The organism is Flexithrix dorotheae DSM 6795 (assembly GCF_000379765.1).
In the GTDB taxonomy this organism is placed as follows: domain Bacteria; phylum Bacteroidota; class Bacteroidia; order Cytophagales; family Flammeovirgaceae; genus Flexithrix; species Flexithrix dorotheae.
Genome location: NZ_KB903465.1, coordinates 507921 through 530661 on the forward strand (window position 1 = coordinate 507921; position 22741 = coordinate 530661).

A 22741-nucleotide genomic window follows, 5' to 3' on the forward strand; every position below is an offset into this window, starting at 1 on the left:
GTGTTTATAGGTAGTATTCAACAATAAATCGATTATTAATTCTTTTCCGTGGGCTTATCCTCATTTTCTTTGGGCTCAAATTTGGTTTTTTTCACCTCAAAACCTTCATTTTTCTTCGCTACTTCCACATCAATATTTTCCTGCAGTTTGGCCACTTTTAGGTTTTCAGACGCTCCCACAAGTGGTTCCACCACCAATTCTTCTCCTTCCTTCAGGCCCTGAAAAACCACCGATTCGGAATTAATTTTCAGGATTTTGATGGGCTTACTTTCCAGTAGACTGTCCTGCATGGTATATACCTTGGATCCGGCAAAAACTGCATTTCTGGGAATTTCCATGGCGTCTTTTATAATAGCTCCAGGCATGGTAGCTTCCAGATACATCCCTTCATAAATCCGGTGCTCTCCTGGCAGCACATGAATAAATACATCAATGGATTGAGTGGTTGGGTTCACAAAATCACCAATTCGGGCAATTCTCCCCTTCCAGTGCTGCGCATTATCCTCTGTTTTAATATCTACTTCGTTGCCAATGGTTAGCCAGTTTATATCTCCGGTTTCTACAGGAACTTTCAACTCCAGATTGCTGGTTTTCAATATTTTACAAACCTTTGCTCCTGAATTAGCAAAGGAACCCACATAAAGGCTAACTTCAGAAACCGTTCCCGAAAATGGCGCATAAACATTGTATTTTGAGAGGTTAAATTCAGCGGACTTGATGGCGTAATATTTTGTGAAAATATTTTTTGTAGCCAGATAGGTTTTTTCTTTATTGGTCTCAAAAGTTGGTATTTCGGGTAATGGTTCATCCAGATTCACAGACTCAAAATAATTCAGCCACTTGTCGTAGTTTTGAGGAAAATCCACCTTAAAATCAGGCAATACAGAAGCCAGATCTTTTAGGAATTCACTCTTTTGGGATTGTAGGGTAAGTTTAGCTTCAGTATCATCAATTCTAAAAAGTAGTGCGCCCTGGGCAAACTTCTGCCCTTCCTTTAAGGGAATATTCCCTGAAATTAATTTCCCTTTTACCTCTGCAATTACATCCAGGGGTAAAGAAGAGGCTGTTCTTCCAAAAGCAACAACCTTTGTCCCCACATCTCCATATACTACCTTTTCAGTTTTTACCAATTTAACTGCCTGAGCAACAGCTCTTTTTTTAGGTTCTTCTTTCAAAGTAAAAAGAAAGTTCATTCCTAAAATAGCCCCTCCGATTATTGCTAATACAATAACTACAGTAATAATTTGCCTTGTTTTCATAAAATGTTGTTGCTTTAAATAATTTTGAGCGAATGTATACGAATATTTTGAAGAAATTCTAATCTCCTATTGCCTTTGTCAGTATAAAAAAAATGAGTTTGGTTAAGTTTTTTGCAGATGCATTTGAATGCCTTTGAATATATGTTTGAAAATCAAAAAATATTAATTAACCATCTGGTTTTCAATATATTATTTCCAATAATTAAATTCTATAGCATTATATAATCAAACACTCTTCTGTGCTAATAGTTTATTTTTGTTTGAATGGCCCCACAAAGCACACCCTTTATTTCAAGCGCAAAATTAAACTACAAAGGCGTTAATTTTATACGATTCTTCCATGAATGGATATTAAAGGTTTTATTTGGAATAATACTCGATTGAAATTGAATTGGGTGGCTGAGTTTTTTTACAGGTAAATAAATTTCCTCATTGATATTCAAATACTTTTATAAATACCCATAAGACAAACCAATACCTGTTAGGTATAATTGGAACTGAATGATATTTTTGCCACATGGAAGAAATAAAGAAAAAAATTGCACGCATGCTCCTTGAAATTGGAGCCATTAAAATACAACCTCAAAATCCTTTTACCTGGGCTTCAGGCTGGAAATCCCCCATCTATTGTGATAACAGGCTTTCGCTTTCCCATCCGAAAGTAAGGACTTACATCAAAGAATCGCTGGCACAAAAAATAAAATCCACCTTCCCGGAAGTTTCCGCAATTGCCGGAGTGGCCACAGCGGGTATCCCTCAGGGAGCTTTGGTAGCCGATGAATTAAATTTGCCTATGCTATATGTACGGTCCAAACCCAAGGGTCATGGCCGGGAAAATATGATTGAGGGTGAGGTATCCAAAGATGCCAAAATTGTAGTAATTGAGGACTTAATTTCCACAGGAGGAAGTTCCATAAAAGCGGCTGAAGCCCTTCAGGCTGCCAGTCACCAAATTGAAGGCCTTTTTGCCATTTTTACCTATGGTTTCCCAATTGCCGATCAGAATTTTGATAAAGCAGGAATTCCCTTTCACACACTTACAGACTACCCAACTTTGCTTGAAATCGCTCTAAGCGAAAATAAAATAAAAGAAAGTGAGGTAGCCTCTTTAAAGGAATGGAGTAACAATCCTGCAGAATGGGGAGTGTAAAATAAAGGATGTTATAATTTATAACCACTCCTTTAGTTAAAGGATACCAGTTATTTTGAAAAAAACTCCATATAGTTACTTTAAATATAAGGCATTGGGTTTTATATTTGCGCAAAAATAATTGCAATAGATTTTTAACTGGTCATTTATAAACTGATCATTTAGCCATAAATTCTTGACAATGAAAAAAGCATTTTTAAGTTCAATCGTATTTTTATTTATTCTAATCGGTTCATCTTCCTGCCTAAAAGACCATAACCAGGCAGTAGTTAGCTCTCCAACTCCGGAAAACGAGAGAGTTTGGGGAAACAAGGGAGGAGAGCCAAGACAATTGCCTAACAAATATGAAGCAGATGAATCTGGAGCCACCGCTGATAGAATTCAAAAAATAAGAGAAAAACTTTATAGTGAATAATTCAAATTATTCATCAACTGAAAAGGCTTACTATTTTTAAATGGTAAGCCTTTTTTGGTTTATGAGTGACAAAATTCATAACATCTTCATCACAATCCAAAATAAAATAAACCTGTAGACTGAAAAGGAAAATAAAGATAGGATCCATATTAATATTCCACTTTTTATTGTTGAAATTACCCAGGAGTTTTGGTAAATCCTTTTACAGGCTATAGTAAAAAAGATGAGCAGAGAAATTCCTGTGAAGGGAATAAAAAAATCGTCATTAAAAGAAAAATCAGACTCTGATGTAATTCTGGAAACAATTATTATTACATAAACAATTGCAGGGAGCATAAGAAAATGAGCCAGAATATTGTAGGAATTTAATTCCAATGACAGAATGAGATGATCCACCAAGAACCTTTCCCTTTTGAAATATAAAAGAAACAGCAGGATGGCTATCGTGGGAATAAAAAGTAAAATCAGCCACTTAGCCACTATTTCACTTTTTGCGATAAATAAAAGAGAAAGTTCTTCGTGGGAAATACCTTTCTCCATTAAAACATTTTTTACCTGACTGGAAGCAAATTCCCCATAATGCTGATGAGATTCATGAATATTAAGAGGTGTTATAAATAGTTGAAATGGTTTGACAATAAAATAAACTACGGTAATTAAAAGGAATAAAGACTGAGGCTTGATAAACGGTTTTCTTCTTCCCCTAATAAATTCATGGGTTAGCTGACCAGGTTGACTAAAAAGCACCTTTATAGTTCGAAATAATTTATTATCAAAATTGAATAAAGCAAAAACAAACTGACTGACAAAGAAACTAATATTTTTTTCTTTTGGGTCTATAACCTTTTCCCCACATTTATTGCAGAATTTGCCTGTAAATTCATTTTCGCAATTTTTACATTGATGCGTAATTTCTTTTATAACAGCCATCTTAAATTATGATTTTACTCCTTTAAATTAGAATAAAAATCACAATTCCTTACTATTCGCAAATACCATTGGGAATTGGTTTGGAGTTACAATTTTTTGTGGGTATAATTTCATGTCCCTGAATTTTTTTCCCCTCCAGAACAGCTTCTCTGATAAAACTTTTTATATCATCCAGGTTAGTTCTTAAGGGTTGCCCGGCTATTTCATGACCCGCTCCGCAAAAGGTAAATAATTGGACCGACCCTCCTACTTCCCTGATCTTTTCTGCAATGGAATGAGAGCCAAAAAGCATGAGCCATCCCGGAGCATTCCATTCACAATAATGGTGTGCTGCTGTGGCATATGGGACTAAATTGTCACAAGTTCCATGAAATAATAAAGTTGGAACAGCAGTACTTTGATTTATTAAGTTTAAATCCATTAATGCCCCTGCAAATGAAATTAGACCTGCAAATTTGAAGGATTTGTCTAAAACAGGCTCATCAAAATCCATCTTATCCATTGGCCAAAAAGCAGATTGTAAAATGGTTTCTGCCCCCGCACTACTGCCTGAAATGATAATCTTTTCCGGATCAATGTTTAATTCATCCTGATGATCTATAAAATATTTTACCGCACTTCTCAAATCATTTGAAGCAATTTGAATGGCTTTTATTTTCTCTCCAAGTTGCTGATCGCAACTGAAAGATTTACCCTTCATATAAAGGCGATAGCTTATGGTTGCCGCGACATATCCTTCTTGCACCATTTCCTTGCAGAATTTAATCCCTCCCCGTCTATTTCCACCACTAAATCCTCCACCATGTACATAAATAACAAGTGGTAAATTTCCCTTTGGATTTTTTGGAGAAAAGACGTCCATTTTCAATTCCTCACTGTCCTTCTTGGCATAGGTAATCGTAAGGGAATCACCCGCATATGGCGGATTTCCAGCAAGTGAATATGATTCGAAAAAATTGAAAAGAATAAATAGAAAAATTGATTGTGAAAGTAGAAGTTTTCTCATTAGTTGTTGGTATTCGGAAGTTTGACTTTAAAGTTAAATATCCCAAACCTTAAACCCTATTACAACCTGATAAATAATTGCATTTTGAAGGTGAAGCAAGAAAAATTGCAGGTGAGCAAAATTCTGAATTATACAAAAAATAAAAAGCCCCAATATTGGGGCTCCTTAAAGAATTCTTTTTTGCATTTTAACTAACCAACTAACTATTTAAAATAGTTATTTAATTAATTAGTGGAAGTAAATGCATTTTATATAACCTCATATTGAAAATATTTTTAATAAAAATTTATTTTTTTTATAAACAACTGATTATCAACTCAATATTTTTAATAAAAATTGCAATTAAGTACTTCCAATGTGATAGAAAAAATTGTCTCAGCCTTGCCTGCGTTTGCGCAAACCTGCGTCTTCAATTTTTTTGATGCATAATTTACGCAAGGTATGGAGCGAAGATCTTGCTGCAACAAACCGTTTTTTGGTTCCAGGGAAATTCCTGATCACAAATTTCTCTTTTTTAATTCATTCACCGCATGATCACAAGCCCTTGCAGTTAAGGCCATATAAGTTAGAGATGGATTTTGGCAGGCTGCTGAAGTCATTGCCGCTCCGTCTGTTACATATACATTGCTTACTTCATGAAGTTGATTATGCTTATTCAACATAGAAGTTTTGGGATCTTTCCCCATCCTGCAGGTTCCCATTTCATGAATACCTAAGCCTGGAGTTGGGTCGCTATCATACATCTTAACATTTTTTGCTCCGGCAGCTTCCAGCATTTCTGCAGCAGATTCTTTCATATCTTTCCGCATAGCCATCTCATTCTCTTTAAATTCACAATCAATATTTAAAGTTGGCTGTCCCCATTTATCCGTCACATTATGATTTAAAGTCACTTTATTATCATAATATGGCAAACATTCTCCGAAACCAGTCAATCCCATTCCCCACGAACCAGGATTGGTCATTTGCTCCTTAAAATCAGCGCCAAAGCCTTCTTCAGCCACACCTCTTCCCCAATTTCCCCGGCTGGCTCCGCCCTGATATCCAAACCCTCTGATATAATCCGAACGCTTTTCGGATAAATTCCTAAACCTTGGAATGTAAATTCCATTTGCTCTTCTTCCATAATAATACTGATCCTCAAAACCATCGAAAGCACCTCTGGCTCCTACTTTAAAATGGTGATCCATTAAATAATGTCCTAAAGTTCCACTTGTATTTCCCAAACCATCAGGGAATTCATCCGAAGTAGAATTCATTAAAATAAAAGTAGATCCTAAAGTAGAGGCATTACAGAAAATCACTTTGGCATAAAACTCAATGGTTTCATTTGTTTCCGCATCAATTATCCTTACACCCGTAGCCTTTTTTTGCTCCTTGTCATAAATAATGGAGTTTACGATAGAGTTAGGTCTTAGCGTCATATTACCAGTGGCAGCTGCAGCGGGCAAAGTAGAAGACAAACTACTGAAATAAGCGCCATATGGACATCCTCTTGAACATAAACTTCTATAATTACATTTGTTTCTGCCTTTATGGTTTTGAGTCAGGTTTGCCACCCGGCCAATTGTCATTATTCGGTCATCAAAATGCTCAGCAATTCTTCCCTGCACATGTTTTTCTACACAATTCATTTCCATGGGCGGCAGGAAATTGCCATCTGGCAAATGAGCCAGACCTTCATTTTGGCCACTAATTCCGGCAAAACCCTCCACGTAATCATACCACTTTTCAAGGTCTTTATAGCGAATGGGCCAGTCTATTTCAATACCATCTTTCGCATTCGCCTCAAAATCTAAATCCCCCCATCGGTAACTCTGTCTTCCCCACATAATTGATCGGCCTCCAACATGGTATCCTCTAATCCAATCGAACTTTTTTACTTCCGTATAAGGACTATCCTTATCATTGGCCCATAAGTGCATGGTTGCCTCATTGAACTGACCAGTTCTGCTTTGCACATAATATTCTTCCTGTACTTTTTTCGATTCCCTCAATCGGTGCTCAAATTCCCAGGGGGCTTTTTGTGCTGTGTGGTAATCTTTTACATGCTCAATATTGTATCCTCTTTCCAGCACTATGGTTTTCAAACCCTTTTCACTAAGTTCCTTCGCAGCCCATCCTCCACTTATGCCCGATCCTATCACAATAGCATCGTAGGTATTTTCTTTTTTTGCTTTTAAATTAAGATTCATTTTCAATAAATATATTTTAGTTTCAGGAAGATTTTTTTAGTATAAGCTCCTGAAAAAACAGTTTTTTTTCCGGATAACGATTTATTTAAGTGGCCCAGGCCTTTCCAACTTCGCTATAAGGTATACATCCTTTGTAATCTCCAGGAACAGGTAAATATTTAAGCGCCTGGGTGGCTCCTATTTCAGAAGTGAAATAACCTAACAAGGTGAGTTCCTTTATGAGAAAATAGAAATGTTTTCCATCTGTTTTTCCTCTGGAGGCAAAAGCTTCTTTCTCTAACGCGCTAAATAATTCGTTTTTTTGTTCGGTTGAAATTTCAGCAAACCCGTCACCAAATTTTTCTTTGGCCACAGCATCCAGTGCATCTACACCTTTTTTGAATGTTTCCTGATCTTTAGCTGCATAACAATCTTTGATCATCAGGTCTATTAACCTGTTTATCTGAGCCGCTTTTGCACCCGGAGTATCAGTGGTTGGAATAATTACTTCAGTCACTTCATTGATAACGGCATCTTGTGCTTTGGTAAAAAACTCAGGCAACCAATCTGGTTTTTCACTTGGTTGACAGCCACTTAAAATTCCTGAAATCGCTGGAGCAGACAATACTCCTCCCATCAGGTAAGCCACTCTTTGAATGGCATCTCTTCGTTCCATAATTAAATCTAAGGGTTTATATTCTGTTTATTTTAAACTAATTTCAAATAGGCATTTTCCAGGCAAAAAGACAGTAACTCAGTCTTAAAATTCCAGGTAATGCTCTTCCTAACCTTAAATTTAATGGATATTGGGGAAAAAATTACTAATACAGTAAATTCCCCGGCTCAATCAGGAATTCTTAAGTCCAAAACTTTTGCTTTTCCCCTAACAAATTTCTTCTTTTAAACATCCATAAATAAAAACCAGATAGATGGAAAATCCAAAACCTTATATTCTTGCCGAAACCAATTGGAAAACTGTTAAAGAAACTGATTATCAGGTGGCTGTTCTGCCCTGGGGAGCTACCGAAGCCCACAATTACCATTTGCCCTATGCCACCGATAATATCCAGTGTGATTTTGTAGCAGAAGCTTCAGCTAAAATTGCCTGGGAAAATGGAGGGAAAGTAATCGTGCTACCTACCGTTCCTTTTGGGCTGAATACCGGCCAACTCGATGTAAAACTCTGCCTCAACATGAATTTGAGTACCCAGATTGCTGTACTTAAAGATATTGTAGATGTGTTATCCAGACAAAACATTAAAAAACTGGTGATCATGAATGGTCACGGAGGAAATCATTTTAAACAAATAATCAGGGAAATGTCCTTTTTCTTTCCGGACGTATTTATTTGTGCACTAAACTGGTTTCAGGCTGTAGACTGGAATTTATACTTCGATGAGCCCGGAGATCATGCCGGGGAAATGGAAACCAGTGCCATCATGCATATTGCTCCCGATCTGGTTCGTCCTTTGGCCGAAGCTGGAGATGGAAAAGCCAATCCATTTAAGATAAAAGCAATGAAAGAAGGCTGGGTGACTACCCAAAGAAAATGGACAGAAGTCACGAAGGACACTGGGGTGGGAAACCCTTACAAAGCATCTGCAGAAAAAGGAGAACAATACCTAAAAGCCTGTGCCGAAAATATTGGGGAATTTTTGGTAGACCTGGCCAATACCGATTTAAACGATTTATATGAAAAGGATTGATCCAATATTTAATAATAACACCTATATTTTTGATTTAAGGAGATTGATTTTTTTAGCGGTAATACTTCTTAAAAGCTGCATCTATTCTAATTTTAAAAACATATTTCCAAACAATTGATGGATCACTGGGTTATTCTGAGTAAAATCTGTGAAAATTATGTTTGGATTATTTAAAAAGAAAACTGAGATAGAAGTCCTTAAGGAAAAATACAGAAAGTTATTGGATGAAGCTTTCAAACTTTCCCATTCCGATAGAAAGGCCAGTGACCTCAAAACTGCAGAAGCGGAGGAAATCATGCAAAGGATAGAACAACTTGCAAAGGAAACAGAGGGATAACCATTTCCTGGATGGTATCCCCTAAGGATATTTAAAACTTTTCCTGAATGATTCCCTCTTTATTTGTTTCCAAATAGTTTAGATATGCACTGGCTATTGGGGAAAATTTCTTATCCTTTAGCCAAACCAGATTCCACATGGTGGAAATGGGTAACCCTTTTACGTCATAGATAATTAAGTCCCCTTTTTTTACTTCATTTTTGATTCCTATCATTGGCATTATAGAATAGCCCAACCCTGCAATTACGGCCTGTTTTACCGCTTCATTGGAAGTAAGTTCCAGTTTTTTCCGATTAGGGATTTTCTGACTTAAAATAAACCTTTCCATGGCCTGACGGGTTGCTGATCCCCTTTCCCGAAAAATCAGGGGTAGTTTTTCCAATTGTTTTAAGGTAACTTTTTTTGCCTTTAATCTATTATTGGCCGAACCCACAAAAACCAGTTTGTTTTCCATTAATTCAATATTATCCAACATCAGGTTTTCTGGCAATACTGAAACCATCGCAAAATCCACTTCATTTTTTTCAAGACTTTTCACCACTTTCGATTTGTTAGTGACATCCATTACCAAGTCTACTTCCGGATATTTTTTGAGGAAATCTGATAAAAAATAAGGCATTACATATTTGGCTGTAGAGACCACAGACACTCTTAACTGACCGACCAAATGGCCTTTAAAAGCTTTGGTTTTATAGCCTATTTCATGTACCTGTTCCAGGATTTTTTTGCTGGCTTCTGCGATCTCTTTTCCAAATTCTGTAACATATAACTTTCTTCCAATCACTTCCACAAGGGGAATATCGAACTGATCCTGTAATTTTTTTAGCTGAATTGAAACGGCTGGCTGGGTTAAATGCAGCTCCTCAGAAGCCTTTGTAATACTCTGAAGTTCAGCGACTTTAAGAAACACTCTTAACTGGTGCAATGTATAATCCATAAATAATATTTATACTTTTCATAGTAAATATAAATAAAAATATATGAAAATGTTTTTACAATTTTGCCCTGAACTAAAAAAAATAATAAAATGAAAAACTCAGCTCACCAAATTAAATTAATTGATAATACTTATTCCCCAGCAGATGCTAGAGAAGTACTGTGTAGTTTGCTGAATGATAAAATTACTTTTCTAAATGTACAAATCCATAGTATTCATGAACGCTTCGGGAAAAATGCAGTGCATTTGAAAAATAGGATTACAGAATTACAAAATGAAAAAACCGAATTACTTCATCTAATCAAAGAATGGCAGGACGGAGATACTGAATTGGAGATTCAAAGTGTAATCAATATAAAAGCAAAACAACTTGCCTGATTTTGACCGCTGAATATCCGGCAAAATGATCTGTCTTCTGAATCAATTATTAGCTCTCAATTAATTAAAAAACTTAGAAATGAGTATAAACCTTCTTATAGACAATCTAACAAACCCGGCACTTCTTTTTTTCTTTTTGGGAATCATTGCTGTTCAACTTAAAAGCGACCTGGAAATACCACCAAATTCATCAAAATTCATTTCCCTTTACCTGTTATTTTCAATAGGATTTAAGGGAGGGCAGGAATTAGCTCACAGCGATTGGGGACCAGAAATTTTCTGGTCCCTTTTTTTAGGAATTTTTCTGGCTATAATCGTTCCGGCATACACCTTTTTTATCCTGCGGAAAAGAGTTGGAGTATTTAATGCCGGGGCTGTGGCGGCAGCTTACGGATCGGTTAGTGCAGTGACATTTGTAACCGGTGTATCCTTCCTGGAAATTCAACAAATGGCATTTGGAGGACACATGGTAGCCATAATGGCTCTAATGGAAGCACCATCAATTATTGTAGGCATTTTATTGATATCACTTTTTAACAATGGAAAATCTCAGGGAATGCAAATGGGCAAAATCGTTAAACATTCTTTTACCAATGGAAGTGTTTTATTGATCATGGGCAGTCTGGTTATTGGAATTCTGGCCAGTGAAAAACAGGCTGCAGGCATTGCTCCTTTCACAACAGATATTTTTAAGGGATTTCTATCGGTATTCTTACTGGATATGGGCATTACGAGTGGGAAAAAGCTATCCGCTTTCTGGCAAAATGGCTGGTTCCCGTTTGCATTTGCCATCTTCACCCCAATTATCAATGGAAGTCTGGTAGCCTACCTAAGCGGTTTTATCTCCAGCAGTCCTGGAGATCAGTTCCTCTTTGCCATCCTGGCATCCAGTGCTTCTTACATTGCTGTACCTGCTGCCATGAAAATGGCGGTTCCTCAGGCCAATCAGGGACTTTATATTCCCATGGCACTCGGAGTGACATTTCCTTTCAACATCACTATGGGAATGCCTCTATATATGTGCGTGATTAATATTTTTTCTTAATCTTCAACTATTCTCAACCTTAACCAATATACAATGATCTTAATCCACATCATCACCAACGATTACGACCAGGCAGCTGAAGTAGCTGATTATCTGGCCAATGAAAAACTTATTCTGAATGCCGTAATGCTGGAAGTTTCAGGACGGAAAAGAATAACCGGCAAAAAATACAAACCCATCGATCAAATATTAGTCATGGGGAAAACCAAGGCGTTGTTATTCAATACAATTGACAAAATGCTTAGGGAATTATATCCTGAAAACATGCCTGTACTATATTCTATTCCTATTGTGAATATGGACTGGGAACAAGCCAATGAATTGGTGAAGGAAACCGTAAAAGTTTAGCTTTTGCCGGAACTTCTATAAAATCTTAATACCATTTTTACGATACGGATCAAGGCGATGGTCATCAGGATCCAATTCTGTAATCATGGTATTAATACTTTCCATATCGCAAACCTTATATCGCTGAGAGGAATTCAGTTTTTCAGAAATGGCTAAAGATACCACATGATCTGAGGATTTGATCATAGCCTTTTTTATTTGGACCACTTCCCAGTCAAATTCGGTAAGTCCATTCACCGTATCCAGATAACCAGTCCCCAGGAAACAGATATCTGCCTTCATCTCCGACAAAGCATTTACCACACTGCCACCCAATGCGATTTGCCCTTCATGCGAAAGTCTGCCGCCTAAAAAAATCACTTCTATATTTTTATGAGCCAAAAGCTGAGTAGCCGTTGAAAGACTCGGTGTAATAAAAGTAATTTTTAATTTGGCAGGAATAAGCCTTGCCAATTCGTAGTTGGTCGTTCCGCCAGTGATCAGAACATTTTGTCCGGGTTTTAATAATTTGATGGCCTTTTGGGCTATAATCACTTTCCTGTCATGGGCATAAATCTGATTATGGGAATGATAACCTGTAGAAATGGCTCCTCCATGAACTTTTTTAATTTGCCCTTTCTGATCCAATTCTTTCAAATCTCTCCTAACGGTATCTTCTGAAACCTGCAATAAATTTGACAGATCAGTCAGCAAAACTCTGTTATGTATCCTGATTTCATTCAGGATAGTGGTATGTCTTTCTTCTTTCAGCACAGTAATAGTTGTTATATCATAAGTAAATCTAACAAATAATTTTATTCAAAAATATAAAAAGTTAAGCACTTGCAGCTTTTTGCTGTTTTTTAAAAATAATTTTCACGCAAAATGTTGCAAGAATTATAAAATAGCCTTATGTTTGTTTTCATAGAATAAACAATATCATAAAAAATAACTTTGGCCGCCAAAACCAAAATCAGAATGTAATTGAATTACCAAAATCTTTTAACCTTTACCTAAATTAATAAAACCAGCACCTAAAAAATGGTAACCGACTTTGTGTGTTCCATTTTCAAAGAAATTTTATCCAGAACATTTTATTTAGAAACGACACATAAAATTTAAACACATAATAACAAAGTAAAAAACAGGATAAATATTTCAATTAATATCCACCAATTAACAACACATAAATAAACCAGTAATTACGTTCCATATCCTTATGATACTTTCTTTACCAAACCCAACCTGCTTGATTTAGAGCAGGTTGGGCAAATATCTCATTGGCAAAGGTTTTCAAAAGTATCATTTGGGTATAGCGTAATTATATATCATTTTTTTTCAAACAAACCCTACTATATTATGAGAAAGTTATTACTACTTTTTTCACTGCTATCCCTATGCGCATACCTGCCACCCGGGGCAATGGCACAAAACAAAATTGTATCAGGTTCAGTCATTGCACAAGATGACAAGATGGCTTTACCAGGAGTAAATGTGCTAATTAAAGGCACCACAAATGGTACCATTACCGATGGGGAAGGTAAATTTCAATTGAATATTCCTTCTGATAATTCCATACTGGTATTTTCATTTGTAGGCTTTAAAACCAAAGAGATTGCCGTAAACAACCAATCCACCATCGAAGTGGCGCTTGAAACAGAATCCACCATGCTGGATGATATTGTAGTCACCTCCTTTGGGGTAGAGAAAGAAAAGAAGGAGCTGGGGTATTCTATACAGGAAGTTGCAGGAAAAGATCTTGCAGAAACCAGCAGACCAAATGTTATTACCTCATTACAAGGTAGAGTTGCAGGTGTAAATGTCACCAATACTACGGGACTTCCCGGTTCTTCTTCCAGTATTGTAATCAGGGGTGGTACTTCACTTGATGGCAACAACCAGCCATTGTTTGTAGTAGATGGTGTTCCAATTGACAACACTACTTTCGATGGAGGAAGTTTATTTTCAGATACACCCAACCGAAACTTTGATTATACCAGCCGTGCAATGGACATTAGCCCGGAAGATATAGAAAGTGTTACAGTATTGAAAGGCCCTTCTGCGGCTGCGCTTTATGGTATTGATGCAGCTAATGGAGCAATTATTATCACCACTAAAAAAGGTAAAAAAGGAAAGGCGTCTATTGTTTACAACAATGACTTCCGGTTTGAAAGAAATACTCGATTCCACGAAACCTACAATGGCTATAATCAGGGAAGTGAAGGAGTTGATAATGAATTGAACTTAAGACAATGGGGAGCAAAAACTCCTGAAGGTACTCCAATCTACAATAATGCAGAGAATTTCTTTGGGACTGGATTTGCGCAGTCACATGATATAAGTATCAGTGGGGGTAACGACAATATCACCTACAGGGCATCCGGAAGTTTACTTGACCAGAATGGTTCGGTGGAAAATACAGGATATGACAGAAATTCGATTAGATTAAATATTTCAGCTAACCCATTTGAAAAGCTAACCTTCAATGGTTCTGCCTCTTATATTCGCTCCGAAGCTGCCAGAGCAGCCAAAGGAGCAGGAAGTTTCTACCAGTTTGCTTTACTTTGGCCAGGGCAACTAAACATGCAGGATAGTGATGATCCTTTGGTTCTTGATGGAGATGCAATTGATAATCCATATTACAGTGTAAATAATAACAGTATTACCGATGAAACTGACCGAACTTTACTAAATGGTAGCGTAAACTATGAATTTACTGATTGGTTATCAGCCACAGGAAGAATTGGTCTGGATATGTATAATTCTTATGGATTAACTGCCTATGATGCAGAATCTTACCAAAAATATCCCAACAGAAGTACTGCTCAGGCAGTGGGAGGTTTAATGGCAGAATACAATGCCAGAAGCAGGCTGATGAACTCATTTATTTTATTAACTGCCCAGAAGAAATTTGGTGATATAAATACTACCCTTACCCTTGGAAATAGTGTGGAGGATAAAAATTATAGGGTAGATAGCCGATACGGTGAGGATATTAAAGTTCCTGATTTTTACTCTATCATTAATACCGACCCCAATACCAGAGAAGTAAGTGTGAAAGGCTACAGAAGAAGATTAGTGAGTGTATTTGGAGAGTTTAAAGCGGATTATAAAAACATGCTTTTCCTTACTGTGACGGGAAGAAACGACTGGTCTTCTACCCTACCTAAACAAAATAACAGCTTTTTCTACCCTTCTGTAAGTACAAGTTTTGTGTTCTCTGAAGCCCTGAATATGGAAGGAGGAGTATTTACTTTTGGTAAATTAAGAGGTTCTATTGCACAGGTAGGTAAGGATGCTCCTACCCACCAGACTTCTCCTGCTTTAAACGAATTTACCCGAACTGGTGGTGGATTCCAGGTAAGTGTATTTGGAGCCAACGAAAACATCATGCCTGAAACCACTACTTCTTATGAAGTGGGTATGGATTTGAGATTTTTCAACAACAGATTAGGCCTGGACATGACTTACTATAATGTGAGAAGTAAAGATCAAATCGTAACGCCAAGGCTTAGCTATGTTTCAGGATATATCCTGCAATTGGTAAATGCCGGAGAAATTGAAAACCAGGGGCTTGAAATAATGCTTACCGGAGATGTGATCAAAAGCAAGGATTTAATGTGGGATGTTACAGCCAACTTTGCGCTTAACAGAAATAAGGTAATTTCTCTACCTGGTGATTTCGATGAGTTCTACCTGAGTGATTCGTGGTTATATGGAAATGCCAGAGGGGGATATATTCCCGGAGAATCTTATTACAGTATCACTGGTTATTCCTGGGAAAGAAATGAAGAAGGTCAGTTGATTATTGGAGATGATGGCTACCCAGTATTGAACAATTCTTTCGATATGATTGGAAACAGACAACCTGATTTCACACTAGGCTTGACTAACAGGTTTTCATACAAAAACTTTATTTTCTCATTCCTGTTGGATATCAAGAAAGGAGGAGACGTTTATAATGCTACTTCCAGATACCTTACTTCTTATGGTAAATCAGAATTAACCGCTGTAAGAGGAACAACGAAAGTATTTGAAGGGGTAACAGAATCGGGAGAGGTAAATACACAGGAAGTCGTATTAGATCAGGATTATTTTACCTCGGGAGCATTGGGTCTGGTTGAAGAAAACTTCATTGAAAGGGACATCAACTGGCTGAGATTGAGAGATGTAACCTTATCTTATACCCTACCCAAATCAATTCTTGGTAATTCATTTATCAAATCTCTACAGCTGCATGTTACGGGAAATAACCTGTTCCTAATATCCAATTATTCTGGTCCTGATCCTGATGTAAATGGATTAAATGCTTCAGCCAGAGGAAGTAGTGCAGGTGGATTTGACTATTTCTCTCTTCCATCGCCTAAAGTTATCTCTACTGGTTTAAAAATTAACTTCTAAGAATTTTAAGACATGAAAATATTAATTAGAAATCTAGCTTTTTATATACTCCTGCTCATGGGATTTTCTTCCTGTGAAGAGTATCTGGATATCAATGACGATCCATATTTACCACAAACGGCCCCTCCGGCTCTTTACCTGCCTCAGGTCATCTATTCAATGGCAGAGGGAGATATGTTTGACAGCCGATATGTTGGTTCTATTACCCAAAACTGGTCGTACGGAGGTACGGGATATTTCTCTGACCGCCATGGTAGCAGTTATTATTCTGGAGTGCAAAAATTCAGAAACCATTACTGGACCATCGGTTCAAACCTGAACCAGATGGTTGTTCAGGCAGAAGAAGCTGGGCAACCAGTTTATGCTGGCATTGCCAAAATCATCAGGGCTTATAGCTGGCAAATTACTACCGATCACCACGGAGAACTTCCTTACGTACAAGCCTGGGACAATACCCTTACCCAGTTCGACTATGATAGCCAGGAATTTATCTACGGAGAAATTTTAAAACTTTGTGATGAAGGAATTGAAATGCTTGGCAATTTATCGGGGGAAATTGACCCTGATTTTGCAGCCAGTGATTATCTCTATAATGGTGATATTGAAAAATGGATTAAGTTTGGTTATGCCATTAAAGCCAGAAACCTGGGTCATTTAAGTAACAAAAATACTTTTAATCCCGATATGGTAATTTCTATGGTAGACCAGTCATTTGGGAATGTTACAGATAATGCGAGTGTACAATTTGCCGGAGAAAGTTCAGCTACCTCCAGTTTTATGGGTCCAAGCAGGGGGAACTTCAACTTCAGATACCCATCTAGTCTTTTTGTAAGCTATTTGGACGGAACTTATTCTGGTGGTGTAGAAGATCCAAGGTTAACATTAATGTTAAATCCTGACGAAAATGGAGAATATACTGGTATTCCACCAACTGTGGGAGATACTGCTGGTATCGCTACAACATTTTATGGTAAATATATTTTTAATGATAGTGACCCTTATCCATTGATCAGCTACTTTGAGCTTCAATTTATTAAGGCAGAAGCGGCTTTCATTAAAGGTGATAAAGGAACTGCTTTCAGCGCTTTTGTTGAAGGAGTGAAGTCTCATATGGAATTTGCAGGTGCAGAAGCCGCAGCAATTTCGGATTTTATAGCCAATGGCCTGCCTGCAAATGCTGATGCACTTTCATTAAGTGATATCATGACTCAAAAGTACATCGCTTTATTTACCAACAACGAAACCTGGTCGGATTTAAGAAGATACGATTATAGTAGTGAGGTTTTTAAGGGATTTACTTTACCTGAGGAACTAACCGTTACCAATGATGGCAAACCAGCCGAAAGATGGTACCCAAGACAATACTCAGAGGTAGACTGGAATTCAGATGCGCTTGAAGAAATAGGTGGACTAGAACCTGATTTTAATACCAAACCAGTATGGTTTACCGAAGCTGATTAAGTGCCAACAAAATTTTAAATTGAGTTGATTCAATAGCCTGTTCGAATTTTTCGGATGGGCTATTTTTTTATTTATAAGAATTAATACTAGATGAGGATAAAATAGAATGATAAACCTTAAGAATGACCAATAAGTATTTTCACTGACCTGGTAATATTAACACTGAAGGATTTATTCACTGGCTTCTTATCTGGCTGACTGATTTTCATCGGGGAATTGCCTGAGGATTGAGATGACCTTTGGAAAGAAATAAAATAAATAATGACTAATACCAACCCAAGGTAAATAAAAATTGAATACCATTTATTTTTCATTACATATTCTATCCTGGTCATCATTATTGTATAGGTTTAAGTCTATTAACAGATTCCAAACGGGATGCCAGAAAAATAATTATTCAGAAAATCAGGGAGTTACAAAAAAAATATGTAAGGTAATGAAACAAAAAATTGTACACTTCCGTACAACCCGATCATTAAAACTGATCACCGGACAATTCTTCCCCTATTTCCAGTCTTCACTGCCCTTCTATTTTGGCTGGTTTTCATGAAAGATCGGTGTAATTTTTTCCTAAAAAAACTGTTTTATTTCCTCAAGTGACTTTACTTCAATTGTAGAAGAATGGGGTGATTTTTTCTTTTGCGGATTGTAAAAAATAGTATCCCAGCCAGCATTTATTGCTCCCATAATATCCGTTTCAGGATTGTCTCCAATCATAATCATATCCTCACCATTTCCTTCCACCGAAGCAATGGCATAATCAAAGATTTCCTTACTTGGCTTCTTATGTCCGGTGGTTTCAGAAGTAATTACACAATCAAAAAAGTGGGCAATATTACTCATCTCCAGTTTTATGGATTGCACGTCCCCAAAACCATTGCTCAGAATATGGAGCTGGTATTTTTTATCTCTTAAATAACTTAGAATTTCCTCTGCAAATGGCATTAAATAGGGTTTTTGAGGACATTTTTCCAAATACAGAATTCCAATTTCCGTTGGAATATATTTTTGGTCTATTTTAAACTTTTCATAAACCATAAAAAACCTTTGGTCCCTAATGGTCGCTTTATCTATTAATCCATGGTTATACTTATCCCACAACTGATGGTTAATTTCCCAAAAGCAATCTACAAAATCCTCATGGGTTACTTTGGCATATTCATTTATTTTATAATGGTAGAAAAGCTCTTTAAGGGTTTCCATTGAAGCTCTATCAAAATCCCAAAGCGTATGGTCAAGGTCGAAAAATATGTGTTTGTACTTTTTCATTTTTTTAATGTTCTGGTTGAAATAATTTGTGGTTATCCTTCAGGTTAACCAATTGTTTTATGATAATGCACTCCTCTTTCAGCAAGATATTTCATTATGAAAAGGAAATTATCCTCATTTTTCCCTAAATATTCAGGTGGACAGATTCCCTTTTCTTCAATTTTTTCATTTAATAATAAATTAGCCACTGCCGTGCAGGTAAAACCCGTTGTTCTGGCCATGGAAATGGTAGAAGTTTCCTTATCGTACCGATCCAAAAGATCGTAGGTGATTTTATAATCCTTTTCATCTTTTTTTCCAGCAACCACTATTCGCATAATGGTAAAATCCTCTTCACCCGGTTTTAGTTTCCACTTATCAAAAAGCAGTTTCGAAGTCATATCTATAGGGCGAATTTGCAAACCATTTATTTCCACCGGATCGTAAGAAAAATAACCAGAGTCTTTTAAAACACGAAGATATTCAATACAACCAGGATAGCGCAGTGTTTTTTCAATCATATTGGGAATTTTCATGGTCCTGGCCAAAGACCTCAAGCCATCGGAATTCCAGGATTCCAAAGTGCCTATTTTGTCGAAAAAAATCAATTCCGGATCGGAAAGCGCTTCTTTTACAATCATTTCTCCATTTTGAATATACCTGGCCAGGCGGGTATATTCTTCAATCACATCAATGGGGGAAAATACCGCTTTATATTCATATGGCCATTCCCGCACCACCGGAAGCCCCCCTACTAGGCACTCATAAGTATCAACTTCCATTCTTTCATGATGATATCCCAAGATGATATTTCCCATTCCGGGAGCCACACCACAATCGTTAATGACAGTGACATTTTTTTCCTTTGCCAATTCATCCAATTCCAGAAAATCTTCCGGCATGAAGGAAATATCAACCATATTTTTCCCTGATTCTATCACAGCCTTTGTCACCTGAAATCCCAAAAAACCGGGAACAGCTCCTATTACTAGGTCAAATGGCGCTATTACTTTTTTAAGCTGATTTGTATCAGAAAAATCAGCCACAATAGCATTAATTCCATGGTGATTATGAAGGGTTTCCAAAATGGTTTCATCCCTGTCCACACTGGTTACTTCATATTTTTCCGACAAATCGATAGCCATTACGCTACCCACCAAACCGGCTCCCAATACTACAACTTTAGGTTTGTTCATTTTCCAATCATTTGAAGTTTTCTGAAGGTAACATTATGCGGTTCTCCTAAAATAAAAAAGTAAATTTTAGTCTCAGAAAGGTCTCTCAAATAAGAAGACCCTGCCAAGAAATTACCTTTTTTGGAGACTTCGCACTGCAATCAGGAAGTTTTTATGGCTAGATCCTATTTCCCCTCACTGGAAACTCTTCCCAATGGCCGGTTTTCAGTTCCTTCTGTTTGAGTAAGTTTATCTCCAAGTTCCTTTCGCATTTCATCAGCTAAAACTGACATTTTTGCCACAATATCCGGATACTCAGCAGCCACATTTTTCTTTTCACTAATATCACTTTCAATATCATATAACTCTACTTCTTCAATATCCACATAGCTGTAATTGATCGGGATGCCATCATTCCGGCCCTTTGCTCCGGCAAGGGTTCTGTAATTGTGGGGGAAATACATTTTCCATTTTCCGCTCAACATCGAATGCAATTCATTGGATTTGTAATAAAAAAACAAAGCCTCATGTGGAGAAGTGGCATTTTCCTCATTCTTTAAAACTGGTAGAATATTCTTGCCATCTATTTTCTTTTTGGGCAGCTCGGCACCAGTAATTTCGGCAATTGTTGGCAATACATCAATAGTCATCAAAGCTTCGTCTATCTCCACTCCCTTGGGAATATTCCCTGGCCACTGCATCACACAAGGCACTCTTACACCACCTTCCCATGCCGTTCCTTTACCTTCTCTGAGTGGTAAAGCAGAACCTGAATGACCTCCATAAGAAAGCCAGGGACCATTATCCGAAGTAAAAATCACCAAAGTATTCTCTTCAAGACCATTTCTTTTCAGGGCTTCCATCACCTGCCCAACTGACCAGTCTATTTCCATAATCACATCTCCATAAAGCCCATTCTCTGATTTCCCCTTAAATTTATCCGAAACATAAAGTGGCACATGAGGCATGGAATGAGGCAGGTACAAAAAGAATGGTTCGTCCTTATTTTTATCAATAAAATTCACTGCCCTTTCGGTGTACCAGGTAGTAATCTGACTTTGCTCCTCCAGGGTATCGATAATCGTTTCATTTTCCACCAATGGAAGATCGCCAAATTTATGATGTTCATTTTGTGGATGTTTGGACCACATATCATTGGAAAAAGGAATCCCAAAATATTCATCAAAGCCCTGTCTGGTGGGTAAAAACTCCGGTTCACTTCCCAAATGCCATTTTCCGTAAATGGCTGTTTTATAACCCAGTGGTTTTAAAATTTCTGCAATCGTCTCCTCCTTAGGATCCAGCCCTTTTCCAACATAGGGACTAAACGCTCCGGAAACGCCAACTCTATTCGAATAACACCCGGTTAATAATGAAGCCCTGGAGGCCGAGCAGACTGGTTGGGAAACATAAAAATTGGTAAACCTGGCCCCATTACCAGCGATTTTATCAATATTTGGAGTAGTAAACCCTTTTGCGCCAAAAACTCCAACATCGGCATAACCCAGATCATCAGCAAAAATAATGACGATATTTGGAAGCTTTTTGTCTGATAATTTTTCCTCTGCTTTTTCTTTTGATTGTTTATTTTCGCAGGACCAAAGCAAAACTGGCCAAAGAAAAATAAGATAAACTAAAAGCGAATTGATGGTTGTATTGATACGTTTCATATTTTTGGTTATATTATTATTTAAGAACCTGTCCTCAATTTGCCACAATAATTAAGAAAAGTTTGCTTATTTGAATCTGTAAGGAGTCAATGAAGGACAGTTTCAAATTCCACATTCATAATTACATTATAATTCTCAAAATTATCAATTAATAGCTTTTAAAATTTCCAAAACGGGATAATATAGAGCCTGAAAATATGCTTTTATGATTAAACCACACATTGCCATTTTTTTACTTTTAATTACTTGGGGCTGTCATTCTGCTGAAGAAAAAAACAAAGTAGAAACACAAAAGGAAATTTCATTGGAATCACCAGTAGAAGATATTCCCAAACCCGAGCCCGCTACACCCCCTAAACCAAAAGTTCAAAAAGTTGATTACAGTACTTATCCGGATTCTGCTCTGGTGAACCTGATCATGTACAATAACAATTTCGATCTGGATATTAAATATGCCACCACCGATAATTTTACCAAGACTCCTCTTTATGATTGTGAACAATGCCTGCTCAGAAAAGTGGTTGCCGATTCTTTAATTTCCCTCAACAACTATCTCCATACGCTTGGTTACCGATTAAAACTCTTTGATTGTTACCGGCCCCTTTCCGTACAAATAAAGATGTGGGAAAAAGTACCGGATCCCAGGTATGTAGCAGACCCTGCCAAAGGGTCCATGCACAACAGGGGAAATGCAGTAGATGTTTCACTAGTGGAAATTGCCACAGGGCAGGAATTGGAGATGGGTTCCCCCTACGATCATTTCGGCCAGATTTCCCATCATGCCTATCAGGAATTACCCAAGGAAGTTCTAAGCCGAAGAGTTTTCCTGAAGGTAACCATGGAAATGTTCGGATTTAAATCCATCACTTCCGAATGGTGGCATTATTCCTTTAGGGATAAGGTTTATCACATTATGGATCAACCCTTCGAATGCGAATAATTTGGGAAGGGTTTTAGGGTGTCAAAAGTTAGCATAAAACCTAGCAATTGTCATAAAGAATTGGGGATTCCGCCTATACATTTACCTCCATAATATTCAGCCGGCTAAGGACCTGAAATTATTCCAGCTTGAATCACATTTTTGGCTGAAGCTGAATATTGGATGTATTTTTCTTATTTAAA

General features: G+C 37.2%; 21 protein-coding genes. 10 read left to right on the forward strand and 11 right to left on the reverse strand.

The window, feature by feature from the left end; translation table 11 throughout:
- Positions 1-35: 35 nt before the first annotated feature.
- A complete protein-coding gene (locus tag A3EM_RS0129055) occupies positions 36-1259 on the reverse strand; it encodes an efflux RND transporter periplasmic adaptor subunit (protein WP_020531776.1) in 1224 nt (407 codons plus the stop codon).
- A 517-nt stretch (positions 1260-1776) separates the two neighbouring features.
- Here A3EM_RS0129055 and pyrE point away from each other — a divergent pair.
- Positions 1777-2409, forward strand: a complete 633-nt coding sequence (gene pyrE, locus A3EM_RS0129060) for an orotate phosphoribosyltransferase (RefSeq protein ID WP_020531777.1) — start codon at positions 1777-1779, stop codon at positions 2407-2409.
- 181 nt (positions 2410-2590) lie between these two features.
- Complete coding sequence (locus tag A3EM_RS0129065) at positions 2591-2824, forward strand: hypothetical protein (protein WP_020531778.1); 234 nt, start codon at positions 2591-2593, stop codon at positions 2822-2824.
- 75 nt (positions 2825-2899) lie between these two features.
- Here the strand turns inward: A3EM_RS0129065 and A3EM_RS0129070 are convergent, their stop codons facing one another.
- The 4 genes from A3EM_RS0129070 to A3EM_RS0129090 form a co-directional block, all read right to left on the reverse strand.
- Positions 2900-3754, reverse strand: a complete 855-nt coding sequence (locus tag A3EM_RS0129070) for a DUF3667 domain-containing protein (protein WP_020531779.1) — start codon at positions 3752-3754, stop codon at positions 2900-2902.
- 52 nt (positions 3755-3806) lie between these two features.
- On the reverse strand, positions 3807-4760 hold the full coding sequence (locus tag A3EM_RS0129075; RefSeq protein WP_020531780.1) for an alpha/beta hydrolase: 954 nt from the start codon (positions 4758-4760) through the stop codon (positions 3807-3809).
- Between the two features lie 497 nt (positions 4761-5257).
- A complete protein-coding gene (locus A3EM_RS0129085) occupies positions 5258-6955 on the reverse strand; it encodes a GMC oxidoreductase (RefSeq protein WP_020531782.1) in 1698 nt (565 codons plus the stop codon).
- Between the two features lie 85 nt (positions 6956-7040).
- Positions 7041-7610: a gluconate 2-dehydrogenase subunit 3 family protein gene (locus A3EM_RS0129090; RefSeq protein ID WP_020531783.1), complete on the reverse strand. Its 570-nt coding sequence runs from the start codon at positions 7608-7610 to the stop codon at positions 7041-7043.
- A gap of 253 nt (positions 7611-7863) precedes the next feature.
- Between A3EM_RS0129090 and A3EM_RS0129100 the strand changes: the two genes are divergently transcribed.
- Complete coding sequence (locus tag A3EM_RS0129100; RefSeq protein ID WP_020531785.1) at positions 7864-8640, forward strand: creatininase family protein; 777 nt, start codon at positions 7864-7866, stop codon at positions 8638-8640.
- 157 nt (positions 8641-8797) lie between these two features.
- Positions 8798-8977: a Lacal_2735 family protein gene (locus A3EM_RS0129105; protein WP_020531786.1), complete on the forward strand. Its 180-nt coding sequence runs from the start codon at positions 8798-8800 to the stop codon at positions 8975-8977.
- A 31-nt stretch (positions 8978-9008) separates the two neighbouring features.
- On the opposite strand, the gene A3EM_RS0129110 is transcribed toward A3EM_RS0129105, so the two are convergent.
- On the reverse strand, positions 9009-9914 hold the full coding sequence (locus tag A3EM_RS0129110; RefSeq protein ID WP_020531787.1) for a LysR family transcriptional regulator: 906 nt from the start codon (positions 9912-9914) through the stop codon (positions 9009-9011).
- A 90-nt stretch (positions 9915-10004) separates the two neighbouring features.
- Between A3EM_RS0129110 and A3EM_RS0129115 the strand changes: the two genes are divergently transcribed.
- The 3 genes from A3EM_RS0129115 (at position 10005) to A3EM_RS0129125 (ending at position 11685) form a co-directional block, all read left to right on the forward strand.
- Positions 10005-10292, forward strand: coding sequence for a hypothetical protein (locus tag A3EM_RS0129115; RefSeq protein ID WP_020531788.1), 288 nt, complete (start codon positions 10005-10007; stop codon positions 10290-10292).
- A gap of 79 nt (positions 10293-10371) precedes the next feature.
- On the forward strand, positions 10372-11337 hold the full coding sequence (locus A3EM_RS0129120) for a sodium-dependent bicarbonate transport family permease (RefSeq protein ID WP_020531789.1): 966 nt from the start codon (positions 10372-10374) through the stop codon (positions 11335-11337).
- A gap of 33 nt (positions 11338-11370) precedes the next feature.
- Entirely contained in the window at positions 11371-11685 is a 315-nt protein-coding gene (locus A3EM_RS0129125) for a hypothetical protein (protein ID WP_020531790.1), read from the forward strand.
- A gap of 15 nt (positions 11686-11700) precedes the next feature.
- Here A3EM_RS0129125 and A3EM_RS0129130 read toward each other — a convergent pair whose 3' ends face one another.
- Positions 11701-12438, reverse strand: coding sequence for a DeoR/GlpR family DNA-binding transcription regulator (locus A3EM_RS0129130; protein WP_020531791.1), 738 nt, complete (start codon positions 12436-12438; stop codon positions 11701-11703).
- A gap of 585 nt (positions 12439-13023) precedes the next feature.
- Between A3EM_RS0129130 and A3EM_RS0129135 the strand changes: the two genes are divergently transcribed.
- Complete coding sequence (locus tag A3EM_RS0129135) at positions 13024-16065, forward strand: SusC/RagA family TonB-linked outer membrane protein (protein ID WP_020531792.1); 3042 nt, start codon at positions 13024-13026, stop codon at positions 16063-16065.
- Positions 16066-16077: 12 nt separating this feature from the next.
- Positions 16078-17526 carry a SusD/RagB family nutrient-binding outer membrane lipoprotein gene (locus A3EM_RS0129140; RefSeq protein WP_020531793.1) on the forward strand — a complete coding sequence of 483 codons (1449 nt, stop codon included), beginning with the start codon at positions 16078-16080 and terminating at the stop codon, positions 17524-17526.
- 116 nt (positions 17527-17642) lie between these two features.
- Here the strand turns inward: A3EM_RS0129140 and A3EM_RS0129145 are convergent, their stop codons facing one another.
- The 4 genes from A3EM_RS0129145 to A3EM_RS0129165 form a co-directional block, all read right to left on the reverse strand.
- Positions 17643-17864 (reverse strand): hypothetical protein, encoded by a 222-nt coding sequence (locus tag A3EM_RS0129145; protein ID WP_157638137.1) that lies wholly within the window; start codon positions 17862-17864, stop codon positions 17643-17645.
- Between the two features lie 232 nt (positions 17865-18096).
- Positions 18097-18795 (reverse strand): YjjG family noncanonical pyrimidine nucleotidase, encoded by a 699-nt coding sequence (locus A3EM_RS0129150; RefSeq protein WP_020531795.1) that lies wholly within the window; start codon positions 18793-18795, stop codon positions 18097-18099.
- 44 nt (positions 18796-18839) lie between these two features.
- Complete coding sequence (locus A3EM_RS0129155; protein WP_020531796.1) at positions 18840-19970, reverse strand: saccharopine dehydrogenase family protein; 1131 nt, start codon at positions 19968-19970, stop codon at positions 18840-18842.
- A 164-nt stretch (positions 19971-20134) separates the two neighbouring features.
- The gene (locus A3EM_RS0129165) at positions 20135-21619 is read right to left on the reverse strand and encodes a sulfatase family protein (protein ID WP_044240134.1); all 1485 of its coding nucleotides are present in this window, start codon (positions 21617-21619) and stop codon (positions 20135-20137) included.
- 205 nt (positions 21620-21824) lie between these two features.
- Between A3EM_RS0129165 and A3EM_RS0129170 the strand changes: the two genes are divergently transcribed.
- A complete protein-coding gene (locus A3EM_RS0129170) occupies positions 21825-22559 on the forward strand; it encodes a M15 family metallopeptidase (protein ID WP_020531799.1) in 735 nt (244 codons plus the stop codon).
- Positions 22560-22741: the final 182 nt, after the last annotated feature.

Excerpts from the sequence above, each read along its gene's own strand:
- A3EM_RS0129070 (WP_020531779.1), bottom strand. The coding sequence starts at position 3,754 with ATGGCTGTTATAAAAGAAATTACGCATCAATGTAAAAATTGCGAAAAT.
- A3EM_RS0129085 (WP_020531782.1), bottom strand. The coding sequence starts at position 6,955 with ATGAATCTTAATTTAAAAGCAAAAAAAGAAAATACCTACGATGCTATT.
- A3EM_RS0129170 (WP_020531799.1), top strand. The coding sequence starts at position 21,825 with ATGATTAAACCACACATTGCCATTTTTTTACTTTTAATTACTTGGGGC.
- A3EM_RS0129120 (WP_020531789.1), top strand. The coding sequence starts at position 10,372 with ATGAGTATAAACCTTCTTATAGACAATCTAACAAACCCGGCACTTCTT.
- A3EM_RS0129105 (WP_020531786.1), top strand. The coding sequence starts at position 8,798 with ATGTTTGGATTATTTAAAAAGAAAACTGAGATAGAAGTCCTTAAGGAA.
- A3EM_RS0129135 (WP_020531792.1), top strand. The coding sequence starts at position 13,024 with ATGAGAAAGTTATTACTACTTTTTTCACTGCTATCCCTATGCGCATAC.
- A3EM_RS0129125 (WP_020531790.1), top strand. The coding sequence starts at position 11,371 with ATGATCTTAATCCACATCATCACCAACGATTACGACCAGGCAGCTGAA.
- A3EM_RS0129065 (WP_020531778.1), top strand. The coding sequence starts at position 2,591 with ATGAAAAAAGCATTTTTAAGTTCAATCGTATTTTTATTTATTCTAATC.
- A3EM_RS0129140 (WP_020531793.1), top strand. The coding sequence starts at position 16,078 with ATGAAAATATTAATTAGAAATCTAGCTTTTTATATACTCCTGCTCATG.
- A3EM_RS0129165 (WP_044240134.1), bottom strand. The coding sequence starts at position 21,619 with ATGAAACGTATCAATACAACCATCAATTCGCTTTTAGTTTATCTTATT.
- A3EM_RS0129155 (WP_020531796.1), bottom strand. The coding sequence starts at position 19,970 with ATGAACAAACCTAAAGTTGTAGTATTGGGAGCCGGTTTGGTGGGTAGC.
- A3EM_RS0129115 (WP_020531788.1), top strand. The coding sequence starts at position 10,005 with ATGAAAAACTCAGCTCACCAAATTAAATTAATTGATAATACTTATTCC.
- A3EM_RS0129090 (WP_020531783.1), bottom strand. The coding sequence starts at position 7,610 with ATGGAACGAAGAGATGCCATTCAAAGAGTGGCTTACCTGATGGGAGGA.
- A3EM_RS0129055 (WP_020531776.1), bottom strand. The coding sequence starts at position 1,259 with ATGAAAACAAGGCAAATTATTACTGTAGTTATTGTATTAGCAATAATC.
- pyrE (WP_020531777.1), top strand. The coding sequence starts at position 1,777 with ATGGAAGAAATAAAGAAAAAAATTGCACGCATGCTCCTTGAAATTGGA.
- A3EM_RS0129075 (WP_020531780.1), bottom strand. The coding sequence starts at position 4,760 with ATGAGAAAACTTCTACTTTCACAATCAATTTTTCTATTTATTCTTTTC.
- A3EM_RS0129110 (WP_020531787.1), bottom strand. The coding sequence starts at position 9,914 with ATGGATTATACATTGCACCAGTTAAGAGTGTTTCTTAAAGTCGCTGAA.
- A3EM_RS0129150 (WP_020531795.1), bottom strand. The coding sequence starts at position 18,795 with ATGAAAAAGTACAAACACATATTTTTCGACCTTGACCATACGCTTTGG.
- A3EM_RS0129100 (WP_020531785.1), top strand. The coding sequence starts at position 7,864 with ATGGAAAATCCAAAACCTTATATTCTTGCCGAAACCAATTGGAAAACT.
- A3EM_RS0129145 (WP_157638137.1), bottom strand. The coding sequence starts at position 17,864 with ATGATGACCAGGATAGAATATGTAATGAAAAATAAATGGTATTCAATT.